Genomic DNA, 18,726 nt, shown 5'->3' with positions numbered 1-18,726 from the left:
CAGGCGCGTTGGCTGCGCGTGCTCACCCCAGTCTCTTACGTGAGTAAGCGCTTGGGGATTTACCCACTTGCCGCCTTCCTCCAGCTCGAATTATTTAGGCTATAGACAATATTTGACTCCACTCACTCTATTTTTTCTTGCAAATATCGATACTTGCAGGAAAAAAACGCACCGGCCACCACGCTCTGGTTTATCATCATATTTAAACATCACGCCGACCGGCGCATAACCATAACGTCCGATGATTCACTGAGGTCTATGTGCAGCTAACAAGTTTTACCGATTATGGTCTGCGTGCCCTGATTTACATGGCGACGTTGCCGGAAGGTAAGCAGACTAACATTACCGAAGTCACCGATACCTACGGGGTGTCGCGTAACCATATGGTTAAAATCATCAACCAACTTAGCCGGGCTGGCTTTGTCGCCGCAACACGCGGTAAAAACGGCGGAATTCGTTTAGGCATGGACCCGGAAAAAATCGTGATTGGCGATGTGGTGAGAAAAATGGAGCCCTTGCAGCTCGTGAACTGCGAAGAGTGTTCCATCACACCAGCCTGTCGTTTGCGTAAAGCGCTACACGATGCGGTCCAGCTATTCCTCAAGGAACTGGACAGGTACACGCTGGCCGATTTGGTCAGAAACAACGATGCGTTGTACCAACTTTTATTGTCCGAACCGCCGGTGGCAATCCAAATTAAATGACATCGGAGGAACCGTAATGTCAAAAGATCCTTTTCAGGATAGAGAAGCTGAAAAATACGAAAACCCTATTCCGAGCCGTGAGTTCATTCTGGCTCTGCTTGAGAAACGGGAAAAACCAACAAACCGCGATGACATCGCGCAGGAACTGAATATCACCAGCGAAGAGCAGCTGGAAGCGCTGCGCCGCCGTCTACGCGCCATGGAGCGTGATGGTCAGTTGGTGTTTACTCGCCGTCAATGTTACGCCTTACCAGAACGTCTGGATCTGATTCGTGGCAAAGTGATTGGCCATCGTGATGGCTATGGCTTCCTGCGCGTTGAAGGTCAGAAAGATGATTTCTATCTCTCAGCTGAGCAGATGAAGTTCTGCCTGCATGGCGATGTGATTCTGGCACAGCCGGGCAGCGCCGATCGTAAAGGTCGTCGCGAGGCGCGCGTGGTACGCGTGCTGGAGCCACGTAACAGCCAGATCGTTGGGCGCTACTTTACCGATGCGGGGACCGGCTTTGTGGTGCCTGATGACAGCCGTCTGAGCTTCGACATCCTAATCCCGCAAGAAGAGACGCTCAACGCGCGCATGGGCTCGGTAGTGGTGGTTGAGATCACTCAACGTGCCACGCGTCGCAACAAAGCGCTTGGCAAAATTACCGAACTGCTTGGCGATGATATGGGCACCAGCCTTGCCGTGGATATGGCCGTGCGTACCCATGAGATTCCGCATACCTGGCCGGAAGAAGTTGAAAAACAGGTCGCTAAGCTGAAAGAAGACGTGCCGGAAGAGGCGAAGAAAGGACGCGTTGATTTACGTAAGCTGCCGCTGGTCACCATTGATGGCGAAGATGCGCGCGACTTTGATGACGCCGTTTTCTGCGAGAAGAAGCGCGGTGGCGGCTGGCGCTTGTGGGTGGCGATTGCCGATGTAAGTTATTACGTGCGTCCGGGCACGCCGCTGGATGATGAAGCGCATCAGCGCGGCACCTCGGTGTATTTCCCATCGCAGGTTATCCCGATGCTGCCGGAAATTCTCTCCAACGGCTTGTGCTCGCTGAATCCGCAGGTTGATCGTTTGTGCATGGTGTGTGAGATGACCGTCTCCTCCAGCGGCAAGCTCACCGGTTTCAAACACTATGAAGCGGTGATGAATTCGCATGCGCGACTGACGTACAACAAAGTGTGGAACATTCTGCAAGGTGATGCCGATCTGTGTGAACAATACGCAGCGCAGGTTCCCCATCTGCATGAGCTACACAACATGTACCAGGTACTGGAAACTGCACGTGAGCAGCGTGGCGGCATTTCGTTTGAGACCGACGAAGCCAAGTTTATCTTCAACGCGGAGCGTCGTATTGAGCGCGTCGAGCGCACCTCACGCAATGATGCGCACAAGCTGATTGAAGAGTGCATGATTCTCGCCAACATCGCCTCAGCGCGTTTTGTTGAGAAAAATGAAGAGCCTGCGTTGTTCCGCGATCACGATCGTCCAAGCGAAGACAGCATCAAGAGCTTCCGTACCGTGCTGAACGAGCTGGGCTTAAGCCTGCCGGGCGGTGCCAAGCCACATCCTACGGATTATGCCGATCTGCTGAAGCAAGTTGCCGATCGTCCAGACGCAGAAATGCTGCAGACCATGCTGCTGCGCTCGATGAAACAGGCGGTCTACGATCCGGAAAACCGCGGTCACTTCGGCCTGGCGCTGGCTTCATATGCGCACTTTACCTCGCCGATCCGTCGCTATCCGGATCTGCTGCTGCATCGCGCCATCAAATATCTGCTGGCGAAAGAGCGGGGCGAAGTGGATGGCATTACTACGCCAACTGGCGGTTATCACTATGATATGCAGCAAATGCTGCAGCTGGGCCAACACTGTTCGCTGACGGAACGTCGTGCTGATGAAGCCACGCGTGATGTTGCCGATTGGCTGAAGTGTGATTTCATGCAGGATCAGGTGGGCAACGTGTTCAGCGGCGTGATCTCCAGCGTGACTGGCTTTGGTTTCTTTGTGCGCCTCAACGATCTGTTTATCGATGGTTTGGTACATGTTTCGTCGCTGGATAACGACTATTATCGCTTCGATGCGGTGGGCCAGCGCCTGATTGGTGAGTCTGGCGGCCGTACCTATCGCCTTGGCGATGCGGTTGAAGTGCGCGTTGATGCGGTACATATGGACGAGCGTAAAATCGACTTCGCGCTGATCTCCAGCAAGCGTGTTCCACGTGGCGAAGGCAAAACCGAGCGCGAGCGTGAGAAGCGTGGCGGTAAACCGCCAGCCAAACGTCGTCGCGATGCCGGCAAAAAGGGGACTTTCGAGCCTGATTCAGCCTTCCGCGGCGAGAAGAAAAAGCCTGCTGTGGCTGAAAAACCGGCCAAAACCGAGAAAAAAGGCAAAAATGTCTCGGAGAAAACCCGTAAAATCGCCGCCGCCACCAAGGCTAAGCGTGGGTCGAAGAAGAAACCTGGCGAAGCCTGATTGTTTGGTCGTCATTAAAGACGACCGTACAGACCATCGACGTGTTTGTGAAAGGTGCGCATTTATGCGCACCTGAATAACGGCCTCTGTATTTATGATTCAAATCCAACCTTGAGCAAAGTAATGAGCGAAATAATTTTTGGTATTCATAGCGTGCAGGCGCTGCTGGAACGCGATCCTCAGCGTTTTCAGGAAGTCTTTATCCTTAAAGGCCGCGAAGATCGTCGCCTGCAGCCGCTGATCCTCGCATTGGAAGCTCAGGGAATTCCGGTGCAGGTTGCCAATCGTCAATGGCTGGATAGCCAGGTTGAAGGCGGCGTGCATCAGGGGATTGTGGCGCGCGTGAAACCGGGCAAGCAGTACCAGGAAGGTGATCTGCCGGATCTGCTGCAGAGCCTGGAGAAGCCGTTCCTGCTGGTGCTGGATGGTGTTACCGATCCGCACAATCTTGGCGCATGCCTGCGTAGCGCAGATGCTGCCGGCGTGCATGCCGTCATCGTGCCGAAAGACCGCGCAGCACCGCTGAACGCCACGGCGAAGAAAGTCGCCAGCGGCGCGGCAGAAAACGTACCGTTGATTCGGGTGACGAACCTGGCGCGTACCCTGCGTTTGCTGCAGGAATACAACGTCTGGGTGGTCGGCACTGCGGGTGAAGCCGATCACACCGTTTATCAAAGTAAAATGACCGGCCCGATGGCGCTGGTGATGGGCGCGGAAGGTGAAGGTATGCGTCGTCTCACGCGTGAACACTGTGATGAGCTAATTAGCATCCCAATGGCAGGTAGCGTCTCGTCACTGAACGTATCTGTGGCCACCGGCGTTTGTCTGTTCGAGGCCGTTCGTCAGCGTCAGGCGTGATCCCCACCGCAAAATAGTTTTTGTACCAGACGTAACTGCACATCCTCTTCATACTTAAAAAATGAGTATGAGGAGGACGATGTATGAATTGGCACACCCACACCGTATTCAATCAGCCCCAGCCGCTCAGCAACAGCAATCTGTTTACCCGCGATAGCGCCTTGTGCGAGGCAGTGGTACGCGAAGGCGCCAGCTGGGGCCGCGAATGGCTGGCTTCCGTTGGGCTGCAGCTGGGCAGTGCCGAATCCCTTGAATTGGGGCGATTGGCTAACGTCGAAGCGCCGGAGCTGCTGCGCTACAACGCGCGCGGGGAGCGTCTCGACGAAGTACGTTTTCATCCAGCATGGCATCTGCTGATGCAGGGACTGTGTGCCAGCCGGCTGCACAATCTCAGCTGGCAGCCCGATGTACAGCCGCAGGCGATGGTGGCGCGTACCGCCAGATTTATCCTGCATGCCCAGGTCGAAGCGGGCTCGCTGTGCCCGGTGACCATGACGCACGCCGCCATTCCACTGCTGCAGAATCATCTGCCAGAACCTTATGCTGACTGGCGCGAAGCCTTGCTCAGCGATCGCTACGATGCGCATCATCTGCCGGGCAATAAGAAACGCGGCCTATTAATTGGCATGGGCATGACGGAAAAGCAGGGCGGCACCGATGTGTTGAGCAACACCACGCGCGCTGAACCACTTGGCGTGCGCGGGCCGGGCGCAGCGTATCGCATCACCGGTCACAAATGGTTTTTCTCCGTGCCGCAAAGCGATGCGCATCTGATTTTGGCGCAAACCCCGCAAGGACTGAGCTGCTTCTTCCTGCCACGCCTGCTGCCGGACGGCACGCGCAACGCGATTCGCATTGAACGTCTCAAAGACAAACTCGGTAATCGCTCCAACGCCAGTGCTGAAGTGGAGTTTCAGGATGCGGTGGGTTGGCTGATGGGCGAAGAGGGCGACGGCGTGCGGCTGATCCTGAAAATGGGCGGCATGACGCGCTTCGACTGCGCGTTAGGTAGCCATGGGCAGATGCGCCGGGCGCTATCGATTGCCATCTATCATGCGCAGCAGCGCCAGGTGATGGGCAAAAACCTTATTGATCAGCCGCTGATGCGCGCAGTGCTGGCGCAGCAGGCGCTGCAGCTGGAAGGGCAAACCGCGCTGCTAATGCGTCTGGCTCGCGCCTGGTCAACGCCCGCCAGCGAACATGAACGCTTATATGCCCGCTTGTTCACACCCGCCGCTAAGTTCGTCGTCTGCCAGGCGGGGATGCCCTTTGTGGCGGAAGCGATGGAAGCGCTGGGCGGCATCGGCTACTGCGAAGAGAGCGAACTGCCGCGGCTGTATCGTGAAATGCCTGTTAACAGCATCTGGGAAGGCTCTGGCAACGTCATGTGCCTTGATGTACTGCGTGTGATGGGGCGCCATTCTGAAGTGATAGCCATGCTGCATGATGAATTTGATGCGGTTAAAGGCAGCAATCGCCATTTCGATCGCCGCTGGCGCCAGCTGCGTTTGCAGCTCGCCCATGTGCGGGAAGAGCAGGCGCGAGACGTCACGCGTGAACTGTTATTACTGGCCAGTGCTGCGATCCTGCTAAAAGTGGCCGAACCGCCGTTGGCTGATGGCTGGTGTCAGCAGCACCTCGATATGCGCGGCAAACGCGCCTTAACTGACGATCTCTGCGCGCGCTTACTGTTGCGCTCCAGTGCTGGCTGATGGCGCACCATACAGAATGGCGGTGGCGTACCAGAAGCTGGGAATAGTGGTCTCATCCAGCATTACAATTTGATAATAGACCGCGCCCGCCTGATTGGCTTTGGCGGCAATGGCACGTTGAGCATCATCCGGCGAACCACGCGTGGTGGCGGTGATATTGCCCAGTTTTGGCAGACCGGAACTCTGCGCGCGCGAAATTTCCTGCGCCTGACTGCCCGGTGACGGCGGTGCTTGTGGTGTGGTGGTGAAAGCAGCGCAGCCGCTGAGCAGCAGAGTCAACGTCAGAAAGAGAGTACGCATAGCAACTCCAGAAGGAGGAAGATGGCTCAAGTGTATGCCATCTTCCCCGTGTTTTTAGTCCTTCAGATGAAAAATGCTTACCAGCTGTGTCAGATGATGGCCTTTTTTGCTCAGATGATTAGCCGTGGTTTCCGATTGGTTAATCATATCGCTGCTTTGATGCGTTGCCTGGCTGATGTGATTCATCGCCAGATTAACCTGACCAATCCCCGCCGCCTGTTCCTGCGCAGCGATATTGATCTCACCCATCAACGTCTTAACCTGCTCGATATGATTGACGATATGACTCATCGCATCGCGCGTTTGCTCCGACAGCGTATGCCCGGCCGCCACTTTATCGATTGAGCTGGCAATCAAGCCATCGATCTCTTTAGCCGCCGTTGCACTGCGCTGCGCCAGCGCACGTACTTCTGCCGCCACTACCGCGAAGCCTTTGCCGTGTTCACCGGCGCGTGCGGCCTCAACGGCGGCATTCAACGCCAGAATGTTGGTCTGGAACGCGATCGACTCAATCACATGGGTGATATCGGCGATACTCTGCGACGCCACGCGAATCTCCGACATGGTTTCCACCGAACGTGCCACGGTGCTTCCGCCATGATTCACGGTATTGGCTGCTTCACCCACCAGCGCCATTGCCTGACGTACGTTGGCTGCGGTTTGCGCCACCGTAGCACCAAACTGCTCCATGCTGGCCGAGGTTTCCTCCACGCTGCTGGCCTGGCGACCAATTTGTTCGCTGATGCTAGAGCTGCTGGCGGCGATGGTGTCGGTGCCGCTGCTGATCTCACGCGCGGCCGAGCGCACCTGGCTGACGACTTTCTCCAATCCATCGCCAATGCCATTAATCGCGCTAACCAGCTGACCGATTTCATCACGACGTGAGGAGTCGAGATGCGCCTGCAGATTACCGGCAGCATACTGTTCCGCCAGATGAATCACCTGCTGTAGCGGACGGGTAATGGCGCGGCGGCTGTACCACATAAAGCCAATGGCAAAGGCAATTACCAGCGCCAGACCCATCGCCATAAACAGGTTGCGGCTGTGGGTGATTGGCGCCAGCAGGCTGGCACGGCTCACTTCACCGGCGATAATCCAGTTCCAGCCCGGCAGCTGCTGCCATGCCAGCAGTTTGGTTTCGCCATCGAGTTCAACCGCCACCACACCTTTCGGCTGGCTGAGCAGTTGCTGCTGCGTAGCGCGATCCCAGCGCGGCAGTTTACCTTCAGCATGACGATCAAACAGATATTGGCCCTGGCTGCTGCCCGGCGCACCATTGAGTACCGAGAAGGTGCCGCTGTCGCCCAAGTGACGCGCCAGCACTTTATCCCGCATCAACGCGTACTGCGCGTCAATCTGTACGCCAACGAACAGGATAGCGATCACCGCGCCGCTGCTATCCTGCACCGGCTGATACTGCGTGATGTAACGGTGGCCAAACAGCGTCGCCAGGCCACGATACACCGTGCCCTGATTGACGCTGCGCCAGGCCGCGCTGCTGCGATCCAGTTTGGTACCAATCGCCCGGCTGCCATCCTCTTTTTTCAGCGAGGTGGAGATACGCACATAATCCTCACCGTCGCGCACGAAGATAGTGGAGACCGCGCCGGTGCGATCGAGGAAGTCATCAACCGCGATTTGATCGAGGTTGAGGGTTTTCAACCCGGCACGCAGCGTTGGCGTACTGAATTCGCCCACCTGAATGCGCTCGCTTTCGTCGCGACTAAAGCGTTTAGGCAAAAAGCTCTGGAACAGTTTGGTGTAATTCGCCACCTCTTCTGACAACGTGGCGTTGAACATGGTGGCCATTTCATTAATGCCTTGCACCTGATTCTGCATATCGTCGATTGCCAACTGTTCCAGCTGACGTGCGGCGTTATGGCTCAGGGTTAAGGTCAGAGTAAATAGCACAATTGCCACGCTCAAAGACGTCAATACAGACAGCTTAAATCCGAGACCCATGGCGCTGAGAGAAAGACGCTTCATAAAGTACCTTTTGAGATTATTGAAGGGGTACAAGATCAACGGCAAAAAGGGCTAAATGTTTAGGGCAGAAATTATTCAAACTTAATGTGAAGTGGCTCGCATTTTGTTCGGCAGCGCTTACACTGATTCCAGTGATAATCATTCTCAATGGAGGCGATATGATTGAGTTGGCGACGGAGAATCTGGCGGGCATCGAATGTATTCACGCAGCACCGGCCGGGCAGCGCCAGGCGCGCTTGCCGACGGTGTTGTTTTATCACGGGTTTACCTCATCGAAAGAGGTTTATAGCTACTTTGCCGTGGCGCTAGCGCAGGCGGGTTTTCGCGTGATCATGCCCGATGCTGATATGCACGGCGCGCGCTATAACGGCGATACCGAACTGCGTATGACGCACTTCTGGGACATTCTTAAAAAGAACATTGATGAAGTGGCGTTGCTGGAAGCGGCGCTGCGTGAGAATGACTGGGTTGCCGATGAGCGTTTTGCCGTGGCGGGTGCATCGATGGGCGGCATGACCGCGTTGGGGGCGATGGCGCGCTATCCGCAGATTCACAGCGTGGCGTGTTTGATGGGCTCCGGCTATTTCATGCAACTGAGTCATACGCTGTTCCCGCCGCTGGTGGCGCGCACGCCTGAGCAGAAAGAGACCTTTGCCGCGCGTCTAGCGCCGCTAGCCCCGTACGATCCCAGTGAACAGTTAGACAAACTGTCGAATCGGCCATTATTGCTGTGGCACGGGGAAGCGGATGAAGTGGTGCCGTTTGCCGAAACGGTACGGTTGGAGAAAGCGTTACGCGAGGCGGGGCTCGATCAGCAAATGACCTCACTTTCTGAAAAAAATATTGGCCACAAGATCACGCCTTCGGCCCTGACCGCGCTGGTCAGTTTCTTTAAACATCATTTATAAAAATGCGGGTTGGCGTGATTGGCGCCAGCCCGTTTAGCCGGACTATAGTTGCGATGACAACCGTTCGGCGGCGCTGGTATTGGCACTGACTGGGTTACTGCTAGCAGGCGCATCCAACCGATTAACGTAGACATAGCCTGACGCCGCGTTGCTGCTGTGACTTCTCATCTGCTGTGCAAAGTCAGCGGAGCTGGCAAGCGCGGGGGTAGACAGGAAGAGACCCAGTAAAGTGGCGATAATGATGGTTTTCATAATCGACTCCTCACTTCAGGGATTACACTCTCAGACGTTACGAAAAAGTTAAATCGTGGCGCCTGTAACTAGTGTAGTTCTTAACCAACTTGCCGCCAGATCGTCCTGTTGAACGCTTTTTTCAGAGAATTTGATGAAACACTCTCTAACTTACTGAAGCACATCACTAAGCACAAAAAGCCATATTAACTGGCACGATAGTCGCCCTTTGATGAATTGTGCGCTTGAGTTTCCGCAAGGACGCCAGTATGATTACGCGTCAATTTTTCAGCTGCATTCAGAGGTGTGTTTCATTGGTTCAATGATTCGCAACCTATAACGTTCCTTGCTTCCGTGGGCCGCAGCTGACCCTGACAGGAGGCTGAATAATCCGTAAGGAGCTATCGATGCGTCATTACGAAATCGTATTTATGGTCCACCCTGACCAGAGCGAACAGGTTCCAGGTATGATCGAGCGTTACACTGGTGCTATCACCGGTGCACAGGGCACGATTCACCGTCTGGAAGACTGGGGCCGCCGTCAGCTGGCTTACCCAATCAACAAACTGCACAAAGCTCACTATGTTCTGCTGAACGTAGAAGCGCCGCAGGAAGTGATTGACGAGCTGGAAACTAACTTCCGCTTCAACGACGCCGTTATCCGCAGCATGGTTATGCGCGTTAAGCACGCGGTAACTGAAGCATCTCCGATGGTTAAAGCTAAAGACGAGCGTCGTGATCGCCGCGAAGACTTTGCTAACGAATCGGCTGATGACTCAGATGCTGGGGATTCTGAAGAGTAATCCGACATGACGGCAAATCGACTGCGCCTGTCTGGCACTGTGTGCAAGACGCCGGTTCGAAAAGTCAGTCCGTCAGGGATTCCTCACTGCCAGTTCGTGCTTGAGCATCGTTCTGTGCAAGAGGAAGCCGGTTTCCACCGGCAAGCCTGGTGTCAAATGCCGGTGATTATCAGCGGCAGCACCCATCAGGTGATTACTCAACATATAACGGTCGGCACGCAACTCACTCTCGAAGGCTTTATTAGCTGCCATCAGGCACGCAATGGTCAGAGTAGAATGGTGTTACATGCCGAGCAGATTGATTTGATAGATTCTGGAGACTAGCCAAATGGCACGTTATTTCCGTCGTCGCAAGTTCTGCCGTTTCACCGCGGAAGGCGTTGTAGAGATTGATTACAAAGATATCGCTACACTGAAAAACTACATTACCGAAAGCGGTAAAATTGTCCCGAGCCGTATTACCGGTACTCGTGCAAAATACCAGCGCCAGCTCGCTCGTTGCATCAAGCGCGCTCGCTACCTGTCCCTGCTTCCGTACACTGATCGTCATCAGTAATCGGTAGTTGTCCATTAACGACTTTAAGAGGATAAGGTAATGCAAGTTATTCTGCTTGATAAAGTAGCAAACCTGGGCAGCCTGGGTGATCAGGTTAACGTTAAAGCGGGCTACGCTCGTAACTTCCTGGTTCCACAGGGTAAAGCTGTTCCTGCTACCAAGAAAAACGTTGAGTTCTTCGAAACACGTCGCGCTGAACTGGAAGCCAAACTGGCTGACGTTCTGGCTGCTGCTAACGCACGTGCAGAGAAAATCAACGCACTGGGCAACGTAACCATCGCGTCTAAATCAGGCGACGCTGGTAAACTGTTCGGTTCCATCGGTACCCGTGACATCGCTGATGCAGTAACTGCAGCTGGCGTTGAAGTGGCTAAAAGCGAAGTTCGTCTTCCAGAAGGCGTACTGCGCACCACCGGTGAGCACGAAGTTGACTTCCAGATCCATAGCGAAGTCTTCGCTAAACTGGTTGTGACTGTAGTTGCTGAGTAATTGTTACTCTATATAATTCAAGGTGCAGGAAGGCGGCAAGGGAATGAATCCCCTGAGCTTACTCCGGTAAGTGACTGGGGTGAATGAGCGTAGCCAACGCATCTGTAACCTGGATTATGACGAGTATACTCGGTAATGCGAAAGCGCCGGCCTTGTGCCGGCGTTTTTGTTTCTGCGTTTTACTGGGCGCGGATAAAACTGCCATCCGGCTGACGGGTAAACAGCACCGGACCGTTACTGCCATCCACCGTTAAGCCTGTCACCTCGCCTTGCGCATTCTGACGAATCTTCACCTGCTGACCATTCTGCAACGCGCTCAACGGCTGCCCATCACCTTCGACACGCGCCATGGCAAACACATCGTTCACCGGCAGATTATTATCGCGGAACAGCTGCGCCAGCGTCTGGCCTGACGCCACGTTATAGGTGCGCCATTCGCCCTGCGAATCGGTTTTCGGCGGCGTGTTCTGCGATTGATTATTATCGTAAATCTCCGCCTGCATCGGCACTTCTTTAGCGGTATTGTCCGCCGGACGCTCAACCGGGTATTGCGGCGTACTGCTCGGCCAGAGAAACGCCAGCAGCAGCACCAGCAGCGCAATCACAATGCCGCGACGATGCAGAGCGGGCAGCGGGTCCATCCAGCGCACATTGTCCAACAGATGCCAGACACGTTGCAGTGCGGCGGGAATGCGGGAAGGGTGTTCGGAAGCCATTCGTGAATCCTCCTCGCTGGCAGTTTGGCGCGTAATGCGCGGCAGCCAACGTTGCAACCAAGGTAATAAAGTACGCGGTGCGCGCGTCCTGCGACGTCGTGGGGCAATCTGGCCCATGTATTCTCTCTTGTTTCGACGGTGGCAGGTGAAAACCTCGCCACAGCTATAGTATGAGCAATGCAGACGGGAAGTGCCTGGCAGCATTGAAAAATTTGACCGGTGTATTGTTTCTCTTTCCCTGAGAAATGTCATCTGCGGCGCGCGAGATTTTACGCCAGCCGCCCGCGCTGGTATGCTGCCGGTTCTATTTTTCTCCGGGATTAAGGAATCAAGATGACGACCCCTTCATTCGACAGCGTCGAATCACAAGCAAGTTACGGTATCGGTTTACAGGTAGGCCAGCAGCTGCAAGAGTCTGGACTGCAGGGTCTGCAGCCGGAAGCACTGCTCGCCGGCCTGCGCGACGCGCTGGAAGGGAACTCACCGGCCGTCCCGGTTGATGTGGTACATCGCGCCCTGCGTGAAGTGCACGAGCGCGCTGAAGGTGTGCGTCGTGAACGCGTAGAAGCAATGGCGGCAGAAGGTCAGACTTTCCTTGAGCAGAATGCGCAGCGCGAAGGCGTGAGCAGCACCGAAACCGGTCTGCAGTTCAGCGTCATCACCCAAGGCGATGGCCCGATCCCATCACGTCAGGATCGCGTCCGTGTGCATTACACCGGTAAACTGATCGATGGCACCGTATTTGACAGCTCGGTTGCACGTGGCGAGCCGGCGGAATTCCCAGTGAGCGGTGTTATCGCGGGCTGGATTGAAGCGTTGACCCTGATGCCGGTTGGCTCCAAATGGGAACTGGCGATTCCACACAACCTCGCTTACGGCGAGCGCGGTGCTGGCGCATCCATCCCGCCATTCAGCACCCTGGTGTTTGAAGTTGAGCTGCTGGAAATTCTGTAAGCACTTAAGGGCGGCACTCGCCGCCCTTGATCGTCACTTCTTCTGTAAATCTACCTGCCACAACGCAAAACCTATCTCATCGCTGCCCACCGCTTTCATCGGGTAATCGGCATGCTGCTCGATAAATTTCGTCGCTTTCGCGCCGGGCGCGGTCTCAAAACGGATATCCAGCGGCGTGGTGCTGCTAATCGGTGCCAGGCGCCAGTTGTGATCCGCCTGCGGTTTCACCTCGCCGTGCGCTTTGGTTTCACTGCTGATATAGGCGGCAACCACCGAGCGGTTCTCATCCGGTGATGCGAACGCGACATACTTATCGCCGGTGCCGGCAAACTTACCGCCGTACGCGCGATAGTTGTTGGTGGCGACCAGGAAGGTGGCGTTGGGATCAATCGGCTTGCCTTGCCAAATGAGGTCCTTGATACGTGAGGCCTCTTTATTGATTAGCGTACATTCCGCATCGTAGCGTGCCGGTTGCGTCACATCGATTTGGTACTGCACACCATCGATCACATCGAAGTTATAGGTGCGGAAGTCCCAGTTGATCAGTGATTGCGGCTTGCTGCTGTGCGCATCGATCTGATTAAACTGCGCGGCAGAACACTCCAGCCACTCCTTCACCTGCGCACCGCTGACTTTCATCACCACCAACGTATTGGGATAGAGATAGAGATCGGCAGCGTTACGGAAGGTGAGATTACCTTTCTCCACTTCGACATAGCTGGCGGGATCGTTCTTACGGCCACCGGCTTTGAACGGTGCGGCGGCAGAGAGCACCGGCAGGCGGCCAAGATCGGGATCGCCCTGAATAAAGTGCTCTACGTAAGCGCGCTGCGCGTTATTAACGATCTGTACTGTAGGATCGTCCTGCACTAGCGACAAATAGCTGTACATTACGTCGGCGGATTTGCCGATCGGCTTAGCAACAAACTCACGCGTAGCGCGATGATCCTGCGCCAGTACTTTCACCAGATTGGCATCTTCAGCCGCCAGGGATTTTTTCGCCGCGCTGTCATAAATCGGACGTGCTTCAGCTTTGCCCTGCGCTACCTGCCATTTGCCGCCGTCATTATTCAGCACTAAATCCACCACGCCGAGATGATCGCCCCACATGCCGGGCATGACGGCGGGAACCCCATTCAATGTGCCTTGTGCAATATCAGCCCCTTTTATGGCGGCGAACTCTTTGCTCGGAAACACGGCATGGGCATGGCCGAACATAATGGCGTTGATGCCTGGAACCTGGCTGAGGTAATAAACCGAGTTCTCCGCCATAGCGTGATAGGGTTCGCTGCTTAATCCGGAGTGTGGAATAGCGACGATTATTTCAGCACCTTTTGCGCGCATTTCCGGCACATAGCGCTTCGCTGTTTCAGTGATGTCATCAACCCGCACTTTTCCCTGCAGATTGTTGCGATCCCACACCATAATCTGGGGGGGAACGAAGCCGATGTAACCAATTTTTAAGCGGTGCGACGTACCGTCGCGGTCGGTAACCGTGGTTTCCTTAATTAAGTAGGGAGTAAACAGCGGTTTGCCGCTCTTTTCATCGATAATATTGGCATTGACGTAAGGGAAGCGCGCACCGGCCAGCGCGCTTTGCAGATACGGTAAACCATAATTGAATTCGTGATTGCCAAGGTTACCAACCGCGTAATCCAGCATATTCATCGCTTTATAAACCGGATGTACCTCACCCGGTTTTAGCCCTTTCGCCGTCATGTAATCACCCAGTGGACTGCCCTGAATGATATCGCCGTTATCGACCAGCACGCTGTTCTTCGCTTCGGCGCGTGCTTGCTGGATCAAGGTCGCGGTGCGCACCAGGCCAAACTTCTCGGTTGGCGTATCTTTGTAGTAATCGAAATCCATCATATTGCTATGCAGATCGGTCGTTTCCAGAATACGCAGATCTACCGTGGCAGCCTGTACCGTGGCGGCTGTAATACCGAGTGCCAATAACGACATGCTCGCTTTGAACATCGCTTGCTCCTTGTTCAGTCCAATGGGCCTCTCAAAATAATGTAAAACCATGACGAATTATCATTTCAATTTGTGATGGGACTCGGACTTTCATCTAATTTTTGCCAACTGTCTTCCGCATAAACCTATTCAGCATCCCGCCATAGCCGATGCCTTTGAACTATGATATTGATAATCATATACATTGCCGTAGCAGATCGCGCAGTCGCAGGCTGTCGAAACACAACTGCTAAAATGAATACAGATTGGCTGTTGGTGTCTGACAGGCAGAATCAGCGGAAAAGAGGTAAATAATGTTAGATAAAATTTGTCAGCTGGCGCGCGAAGCGGGTGATGCCATTATGCAGGTGTATAACGGCGCTGAGCCGGTGGATGTGGCCCGCAAGTCAGATGATTCGCCGGTCACGGCGGCCGATCTCGCCGCACATCGCGTGATTTTACAGGGGCTGGCGACGCTTTCTCCGGATGTGCCGGTGCTGTCTGAAGAGGATCCGCCGAGCTGGGACGTGCGCCAGCACTGGCAGAAATACTGGCTGGTCGATCCGCTGGATGGCACCAAGGAGTTCATCAAACGCAACGGTGAATTTACGGTGAATATTGCGCTGATCGACAAGGGTAAGCCGGTGTTGGGCGTAGTTTATGCGCCGGTGTTGGGCGTCATGTATTCCGCTGCAGATAACAAAGCGTGGAAAGAGGTGAAGGGTGAGCGAACGCAGATTCATGCACGTGAAGCGCGTCCGCCGTTAGTGGTGGTGAGTCGCTCGCATTTTGATAGTGATAAAGAGCTGCAAGAGTATCTGCATCAGCTGGGTGAGCATCAAACTACCGCGATCGGCTCTTCGCTGAAGTTCTGCCTGGTAGCCGAAGGTGCCGCACAGCTCTATCCGCGCTTTGGGCCAACCAACATTTGGGATACCGGCGCAGGACACGCGGTGGCGATTGCGGCCGGTGCGCATGTGCACGATTGGCAGGGCAAAACCCTTGATTACACGCCGCGCGAATCGTTTCTCAATCCCGGCTTCCGCGTTTCGCTGTTTTAATATTTGTAGCGGCGCGATAAATCGCGCCGCTACGGAATGTGCAATGATTTGATGCGGTGCTTATCTGATCGACTTTACGCCACTCACTTCTGCAATAACTCATGAATCAGCTTCATCGCCTGCTGCACTTCATCCTGCGTGAGCGGACCATCTTTGACGTAGCGCACGTGTGCGGTGTTATCCAACACCACAATGGCTGAACCGCCTTTCTCCAGCTGCCAGGCCTGACGCGCGCTGCCGTTGCTATCGACGATAAACTGCGACCACGGATACTGTTGCTTGTTGCTCTCAATACTGCTGCGCACAAACATGCTGGTGCCGGGAATGGCATCGTCGGTATTAACGATGGTGGTGGTTTGATAACGGTCGTGCGGCAGATGGGCGGCTTTAATGGCTTCAATCAGCGCGGCATTCTGCTCCTTAGCGGAAGATCGGCCAGCAATATGCAAGATGACGCGAACTTTTCCACTCAGCTGCGCGCTATTCCAGGATTTGTAGCTAAACTTATCTTTATCTTGTTGATAAACCAGCTCTCCTCTGTCGTTAACGCCAACGGCGGGTACGCGTTCACCCAGTTTGAATGCCTGTGCCGATGCCAGGACAGGGAGGAGTGCCAGTGCTATCACAGAGTGTACCAAACGCATTTTTCAAACTCCTTGGTGATCCGACCAGTTGTTCATGTTCCTGCAATATTAGGCGTGGATGATGCGTCTGTCGCAATGAGTTAACAGGTTTGCAACCTATGCCACAATTCCATAATGAGTGAAGGTTTATACTGGGTTTCGTGAGGCTGATAACAGAGTATTCTGTAATGATGTGTCAATTCAGTAAAAAATTCACCTTTTCGGAACATTGGTAAGAAAGGATGCTCTATAGTTATGCCTCATTTGCGCTTCATGGGTTCGTACCAAATTTGGTTACGACGGAGCGTATTAAACATTTTAGGAGTTAAACAGCATGAAGATCTTCCAGCGCTATAATCCGCTGCAAATTGCGAAATATGTAAAAACGCTATTTAGAGGAAGGTTGTACATCAAGGATGTGGGCGCGTTCGAGTTCGATAAAGGCAAAGTGATGTTGCCACGCGTCAAAGACAAACAGCATCTCAGCGTGATGTCAGAAATCAATCGCCAGGTGCTGCGACTGCAAGCCGAGTACAACTAAGTAAGCATAAGAAAGGGCGCCGATGGCGCCCTCAGTTTTTGTGCGATTGATGTGTTAGATGTCATGAATGGCGACCCTACGACGACTCCGATTCATCCAGCGCACTCTTCGTCACATTCAGCACCGGCGGACGTTCATCAATGCGCGTCACCAGCAGCTGGTCGATGCGATAGCTATCAATATCCACCACTTCGAATTTATAGCCGGAAAACTTCACAAAATCGGTACGCTTCGGAATCTTGCGCAGCATATACATCATGAAGCCGCCGATGGTTTCGTAGTTGCCTGACTGCGGGAAGTCATCGATATCCAGCACGCGCATCACGTCATCAATAGGCGTACCGCCTTCCACCAGCCATGAATTCTCATCACGCGCCACAATCTGCTCTTCCTGACCTTGCCCTACAAGGTCGCCCATCAGCGTGGTCATCACGTCATTCAGCGTAATAATACCCACCACCAGCGCATATTCGTTCATGATCACCGCGAAGTCTTCACCGGCGGTTTTGAAGCTCTCCAGCGCTTCGGAGAGCGTCAAGGTGTCCGGCACAATCAGTGCGGAGCGAATCTGCACGCCGCTGTTGAGCGTCAGGCTCTGATTGCCGAGCACGCGCAGCAGCAGCTCTTTGGAATCGACATAGCCGACGATATGGTCGATATCGCCATCACACACGATAAATTTGGAGTGCGGATGCTGCGCGATTTTGGTTTTGAGGGTGGTTTCATCTTCGTGTAAATCGAACCACACCACGTTCTCGCGCGACGTCATGGATGACGGCACGGTACGTGATTCCAGCTCGAACACGTTTTCGATCAGTTCATGTTCCTGCTTACGCAGCACACCCGCCAACGCGCCGGCTTCCACCACCGCATAGATATCGTCGGAGGTGATGTCGTCTTTACGCACCATTGGCAGTTTGAACATGCGGAAGAACACATTAGCCAGACCGTTAAACAGCCACACCAGCGGACGTAACACCACTAAACAGAAGCGCATCGGATTGATAATACGCAGCGCGACGGCTTCAGGCGCAATCATGCCGACACGTTTTGGCGTCAGGTCAGCGAACAGGATGAACAGGCTGGTAACAATGGTGAAGGAGCAGATAAAGCTGAGCTGTTCCGCTAATTCGGGTGCCACGATGCGGCTGAACAGGCTATTAAAGGCGGGAGAGAAGGCAGCATCGCCCACAATACCGCCGAGGATGGCGACGGCATTCAGGCCAATCTGCACCACGGTGAAGAACATGCCGGGTTGTTCCTGCATTTTCAACACGCGCTGTGCATTGATGTTGCCTTCGTCAGCCAGCAGCTTCAACTTGATCTTGCGGGCAGCCGCCAGCGAGATCTCCGAAAGAGAAAAAAATGAACTGATTACGATCAGTAAAAGGATGACAAGCAAGCTATCGAGCATAAAAGGTCCGTTGGGTTAATCACTTGTCATTTTTGGCCTGGGCAGCGCGGGAGTGGGCGTACATCCGGTATTTGCCAGTCAAACAGGCTATCCGTGCCAAAAATGTCTGCGCCATATCGACAAGATAAGCTTAACGTCGGGGCAGAAAAAGATGCAGGCGAGGCCTGCTGGTCGCTGATTATAGCAGCAGCGCTTATCATGCCGCCAGCGGCGCGCGCGGTGTGCTCGGATTAATCCGAGTGAGCTGCTCTCTGGCGCGGAACAAGCGCATGCCTGTTGTATCGTTTCCCCCATTTACCGACAATAGCTCACTATTTGGCTTAGTCGCCGTATTTCCGCCGTTGCGGCAAAAAAGAGCGGCTATGCTGATGGGTACACGAGCGGTGGTGATACCCTTCTACAGAATAAACGCCCCTGCGGAATAGGGGCCGGCATTATTAACAG

19 protein-coding genes are annotated in these 18,726 nt (G+C 54.2%); 12 read left to right on the top strand and 7 right to left on the bottom strand.

The window, feature by feature from the left end:
* Nucleotides 1-260 precede the first annotated feature (260 nt).
* The 4 genes from nsrR to WH298_RS07320 all read left to right on the top strand — a co-directional run bounded on the left by nsrR (nucleotide 261) and on the right by WH298_RS07320 (nucleotide 5,741).
* A complete protein-coding gene (nsrR, locus tag WH298_RS07335; protein ID WP_007892016.1) occupies nucleotides 261-704 on the top strand; it encodes a nitric oxide-sensing transcriptional repressor NsrR in 444 nt (147 codons plus the stop codon).
* Nucleotides 705-720: 16 nt separating this feature from the next.
* The gene (rnr, locus tag WH298_RS07330) at nucleotides 721-3,171 is read left to right on the top strand and encodes a ribonuclease R (RefSeq protein WP_007892017.1); all 2,451 of its coding nucleotides are present in this window, start codon (nucleotides 721-723) and stop codon (nucleotides 3,169-3,171) included.
* Nucleotides 3,172-3,294: 123 nt separating this feature from the next.
* On the top strand, nucleotides 3,295-4,029 hold the full coding sequence (gene rlmB, locus WH298_RS07325) for a 23S rRNA (guanosine(2251)-2'-O)-methyltransferase RlmB (protein ID WP_007892019.1): 735 nt from the start codon (nucleotides 3,295-3,297) through the stop codon (nucleotides 4,027-4,029).
* 83 nt (nucleotides 4,030-4,112) lie between these two features.
* The gene (locus WH298_RS07320; RefSeq protein ID WP_180822572.1) at nucleotides 4,113-5,741 is read left to right on the top strand and encodes an isovaleryl-CoA dehydrogenase; all 1,629 of its coding nucleotides are present in this window, start codon (nucleotides 4,113-4,115) and stop codon (nucleotides 5,739-5,741) included.
* Here WH298_RS07320 and bsmA read toward each other — a convergent pair.
* Entirely contained in the window at nucleotides 5,715-6,041 is a 327-nt protein-coding gene (gene bsmA, locus WH298_RS07315; RefSeq protein WP_180822571.1) for a biofilm peroxide resistance protein BsmA, read from the bottom strand. The two genes, WH298_RS07320 and bsmA, sit on opposite strands and share 27 nt — an antisense overlap.
* A 54-nt stretch (nucleotides 6,042-6,095) precedes the next feature.
* Nucleotides 6,096-8,027: a methyl-accepting chemotaxis protein gene (locus WH298_RS07310; protein ID WP_180822570.1), complete on the bottom strand. Its 1,932-nt coding sequence runs from the start codon at nucleotides 8,025-8,027 to the stop codon at nucleotides 6,096-6,098.
* Between the two features lie 158 nt (nucleotides 8,028-8,185).
* Between WH298_RS07310 and yjfP the strand changes: the two genes are divergently transcribed.
* The gene (gene yjfP, locus WH298_RS07305) at nucleotides 8,186-8,935 is read left to right on the top strand and encodes an esterase (protein WP_049851246.1); all 750 of its coding nucleotides are present in this window, start codon (nucleotides 8,186-8,188) and stop codon (nucleotides 8,933-8,935) included.
* 42 nt (nucleotides 8,936-8,977) lie between these two features.
* Here the strand turns inward: yjfP and WH298_RS07300 are convergent, their stop codons facing one another.
* Nucleotides 8,978-9,187, bottom strand: a complete 210-nt coding sequence (locus tag WH298_RS07300; RefSeq protein ID WP_049851247.1) for a hypothetical protein — start codon at nucleotides 9,185-9,187, stop codon at nucleotides 8,978-8,980.
* A 386-nt stretch (nucleotides 9,188-9,573) separates the two neighbouring features.
* Here WH298_RS07300 and rpsF point away from each other — a divergent pair, with 386 nt between their 5' ends.
* The 4 genes from rpsF to rplI are packed head-to-tail and all read left to right on the top strand — an operon-like array spanning nucleotide 9,574 to nucleotide 11,014.
* Nucleotides 9,574-9,969 carry a 30S ribosomal protein S6 gene (gene rpsF / locus WH298_RS07295; protein WP_007892026.1) on the top strand — a complete coding sequence of 132 codons (396 nt, stop codon included), beginning with the start codon at nucleotides 9,574-9,576 and terminating at the stop codon, nucleotides 9,967-9,969.
* A gap of 6 nt (nucleotides 9,970-9,975) precedes the next feature.
* Nucleotides 9,976-10,293 carry a primosomal replication protein N gene (gene priB / locus WH298_RS07290; protein WP_007892027.1) on the top strand — a complete coding sequence of 106 codons (318 nt, stop codon included), beginning with the start codon at nucleotides 9,976-9,978 and terminating at the stop codon, nucleotides 10,291-10,293.
* A gap of 4 nt (nucleotides 10,294-10,297) precedes the next feature.
* Complete coding sequence (gene rpsR, locus WH298_RS07285) at nucleotides 10,298-10,525, top strand: 30S ribosomal protein S18 (RefSeq protein ID WP_002210155.1); 228 nt, start codon at nucleotides 10,298-10,300, stop codon at nucleotides 10,523-10,525.
* 39 nt (nucleotides 10,526-10,564) lie between these two features.
* Complete coding sequence (rplI, locus tag WH298_RS07280) at nucleotides 10,565-11,014, top strand: 50S ribosomal protein L9 (protein WP_007892139.1); 450 nt, start codon at nucleotides 10,565-10,567, stop codon at nucleotides 11,012-11,014.
* Nucleotides 11,015-11,193: 179 nt separating this feature from the next.
* Here the strand turns inward: rplI and WH298_RS07275 are convergent, their stop codons facing one another.
* Nucleotides 11,194-11,847, bottom strand: a complete 654-nt coding sequence (locus tag WH298_RS07275; protein WP_180822569.1) for a LysM-like peptidoglycan-binding domain-containing protein — start codon at nucleotides 11,845-11,847, stop codon at nucleotides 11,194-11,196.
* 216 nt (nucleotides 11,848-12,063) lie between these two features.
* Here WH298_RS07275 and fklB point away from each other — a divergent pair, with 216 nt between their 5' ends.
* Complete coding sequence (gene fklB, locus WH298_RS07270) at nucleotides 12,064-12,684, top strand: BamJ family beta-barrel-assembly machinery protein (protein ID WP_007892143.1); 621 nt, start codon at nucleotides 12,064-12,066, stop codon at nucleotides 12,682-12,684.
* A 33-nt stretch (nucleotides 12,685-12,717) separates the two neighbouring features.
* On the opposite strand, the gene WH298_RS07265 is transcribed toward fklB, so the two are convergent.
* A complete protein-coding gene (locus WH298_RS07265; protein ID WP_180822568.1) occupies nucleotides 12,718-14,664 on the bottom strand; it encodes a bifunctional 2',3'-cyclic-nucleotide 2'-phosphodiesterase/3'-nucleotidase in 1,947 nt (648 codons plus the stop codon).
* Between the two features lie 293 nt (nucleotides 14,665-14,957).
* Between WH298_RS07265 and cysQ the strand changes: the two genes are divergently transcribed.
* Complete coding sequence (gene cysQ, locus WH298_RS07260; RefSeq protein ID WP_180822567.1) at nucleotides 14,958-15,704, top strand: 3'(2'),5'-bisphosphate nucleotidase CysQ; 747 nt, start codon at nucleotides 14,958-14,960, stop codon at nucleotides 15,702-15,704.
* Between the two features lie 83 nt (nucleotides 15,705-15,787).
* Here the strand turns inward: cysQ and WH298_RS07255 are convergent, their stop codons facing one another.
* Nucleotides 15,788-16,348, bottom strand: coding sequence for a YtfJ family protein (locus WH298_RS07255; protein WP_007892148.1), 561 nt, complete (start codon nucleotides 16,346-16,348; stop codon nucleotides 15,788-15,790).
* 313 nt (nucleotides 16,349-16,661) lie between these two features.
* On the opposite strand from WH298_RS07255, the gene WH298_RS07250 reads away from it, so the two are divergent.
* Complete coding sequence (locus WH298_RS07250) at nucleotides 16,662-16,868, top strand: DUF1107 domain-containing protein (protein ID WP_007892150.1); 207 nt, start codon at nucleotides 16,662-16,664, stop codon at nucleotides 16,866-16,868.
* 76 nt (nucleotides 16,869-16,944) lie between these two features.
* On the opposite strand, the gene paeA is transcribed toward WH298_RS07250, so the two are convergent.
* Nucleotides 16,945-18,282: a polyamine export protein PaeA gene (gene paeA / locus WH298_RS07245; protein WP_007892151.1), complete on the bottom strand. Its 1,338-nt coding sequence runs from the start codon at nucleotides 18,280-18,282 to the stop codon at nucleotides 16,945-16,947.
* Nucleotides 18,283-18,726 lie beyond the last annotated feature (444 nt).

The organism is Pantoea nemavictus (genome assembly GCF_037479095.1).
Taxonomy (GTDB): domain Bacteria; phylum Pseudomonadota; class Gammaproteobacteria; order Enterobacterales; family Enterobacteriaceae; genus Pantoea; species Pantoea nemavictus.
Note: the sequence above shows the minus strand (reverse complement) of the source record. Positions and strands in the feature narration are given on the sequence as shown.

What these genes read in the sequence shown, in the direction of transcription:
- rnr (WP_007892017.1), top strand. Translation starts at nt 721, where the DNA reads ATGTCAAAAGATCCTTTTCAGGATAGAGAAGCTGAAAAATACGAAAAC.
- rlmB (WP_007892019.1), top strand. Translation starts at nt 3,295, where the DNA reads ATGAGCGAAATAATTTTTGGTATTCATAGCGTGCAGGCGCTGCTGGAA.
- WH298_RS07320 (WP_180822572.1), top strand. Translation starts at nt 4,113, where the DNA reads ATGAATTGGCACACCCACACCGTATTCAATCAGCCCCAGCCGCTCAGC.
- bsmA (WP_180822571.1), bottom strand. Translation starts at nt 6,041, where the DNA reads ATGCGTACTCTCTTTCTGACGTTGACTCTGCTGCTCAGCGGCTGCGCT.
- WH298_RS07310 (WP_180822570.1), bottom strand. Translation starts at nt 8,027, where the DNA reads ATGAAGCGTCTTTCTCTCAGCGCCATGGGTCTCGGATTTAAGCTGTCT.
- yjfP (WP_049851246.1), top strand. Translation starts at nt 8,186, where the DNA reads ATGATTGAGTTGGCGACGGAGAATCTGGCGGGCATCGAATGTATTCAC.
- WH298_RS07300 (WP_049851247.1), bottom strand. Translation starts at nt 9,187, where the DNA reads ATGAAAACCATCATTATCGCCACTTTACTGGGTCTCTTCCTGTCTACC.
- rpsF (WP_007892026.1), top strand. Translation starts at nt 9,574, where the DNA reads ATGCGTCATTACGAAATCGTATTTATGGTCCACCCTGACCAGAGCGAA.
- priB (WP_007892027.1), top strand. Translation starts at nt 9,976, where the DNA reads ATGACGGCAAATCGACTGCGCCTGTCTGGCACTGTGTGCAAGACGCCG.
- rpsR (WP_002210155.1), top strand. Translation starts at nt 10,298, where the DNA reads ATGGCACGTTATTTCCGTCGTCGCAAGTTCTGCCGTTTCACCGCGGAA.
- rplI (WP_007892139.1), top strand. Translation starts at nt 10,565, where the DNA reads ATGCAAGTTATTCTGCTTGATAAAGTAGCAAACCTGGGCAGCCTGGGT.
- WH298_RS07275 (WP_180822569.1), bottom strand. Translation starts at nt 11,847, where the DNA reads ATGGGCCAGATTGCCCCACGACGTCGCAGGACGCGCGCACCGCGTACT.
- fklB (WP_007892143.1), top strand. Translation starts at nt 12,064, where the DNA reads ATGACGACCCCTTCATTCGACAGCGTCGAATCACAAGCAAGTTACGGT.
- WH298_RS07265 (WP_180822568.1), bottom strand. Translation starts at nt 14,664, where the DNA reads ATGTTCAAAGCGAGCATGTCGTTATTGGCACTCGGTATTACAGCCGCC.
- cysQ (WP_180822567.1), top strand. Translation starts at nt 14,958, where the DNA reads ATGTTAGATAAAATTTGTCAGCTGGCGCGCGAAGCGGGTGATGCCATT.
- WH298_RS07255 (WP_007892148.1), bottom strand. Translation starts at nt 16,348, where the DNA reads ATGCGTTTGGTACACTCTGTGATAGCACTGGCACTCCTCCCTGTCCTG.
- WH298_RS07250 (WP_007892150.1), top strand. Translation starts at nt 16,662, where the DNA reads ATGAAGATCTTCCAGCGCTATAATCCGCTGCAAATTGCGAAATATGTA.
- paeA (WP_007892151.1), bottom strand. Translation starts at nt 18,282, where the DNA reads ATGCTCGATAGCTTGCTTGTCATCCTTTTACTGATCGTAATCAGTTCA.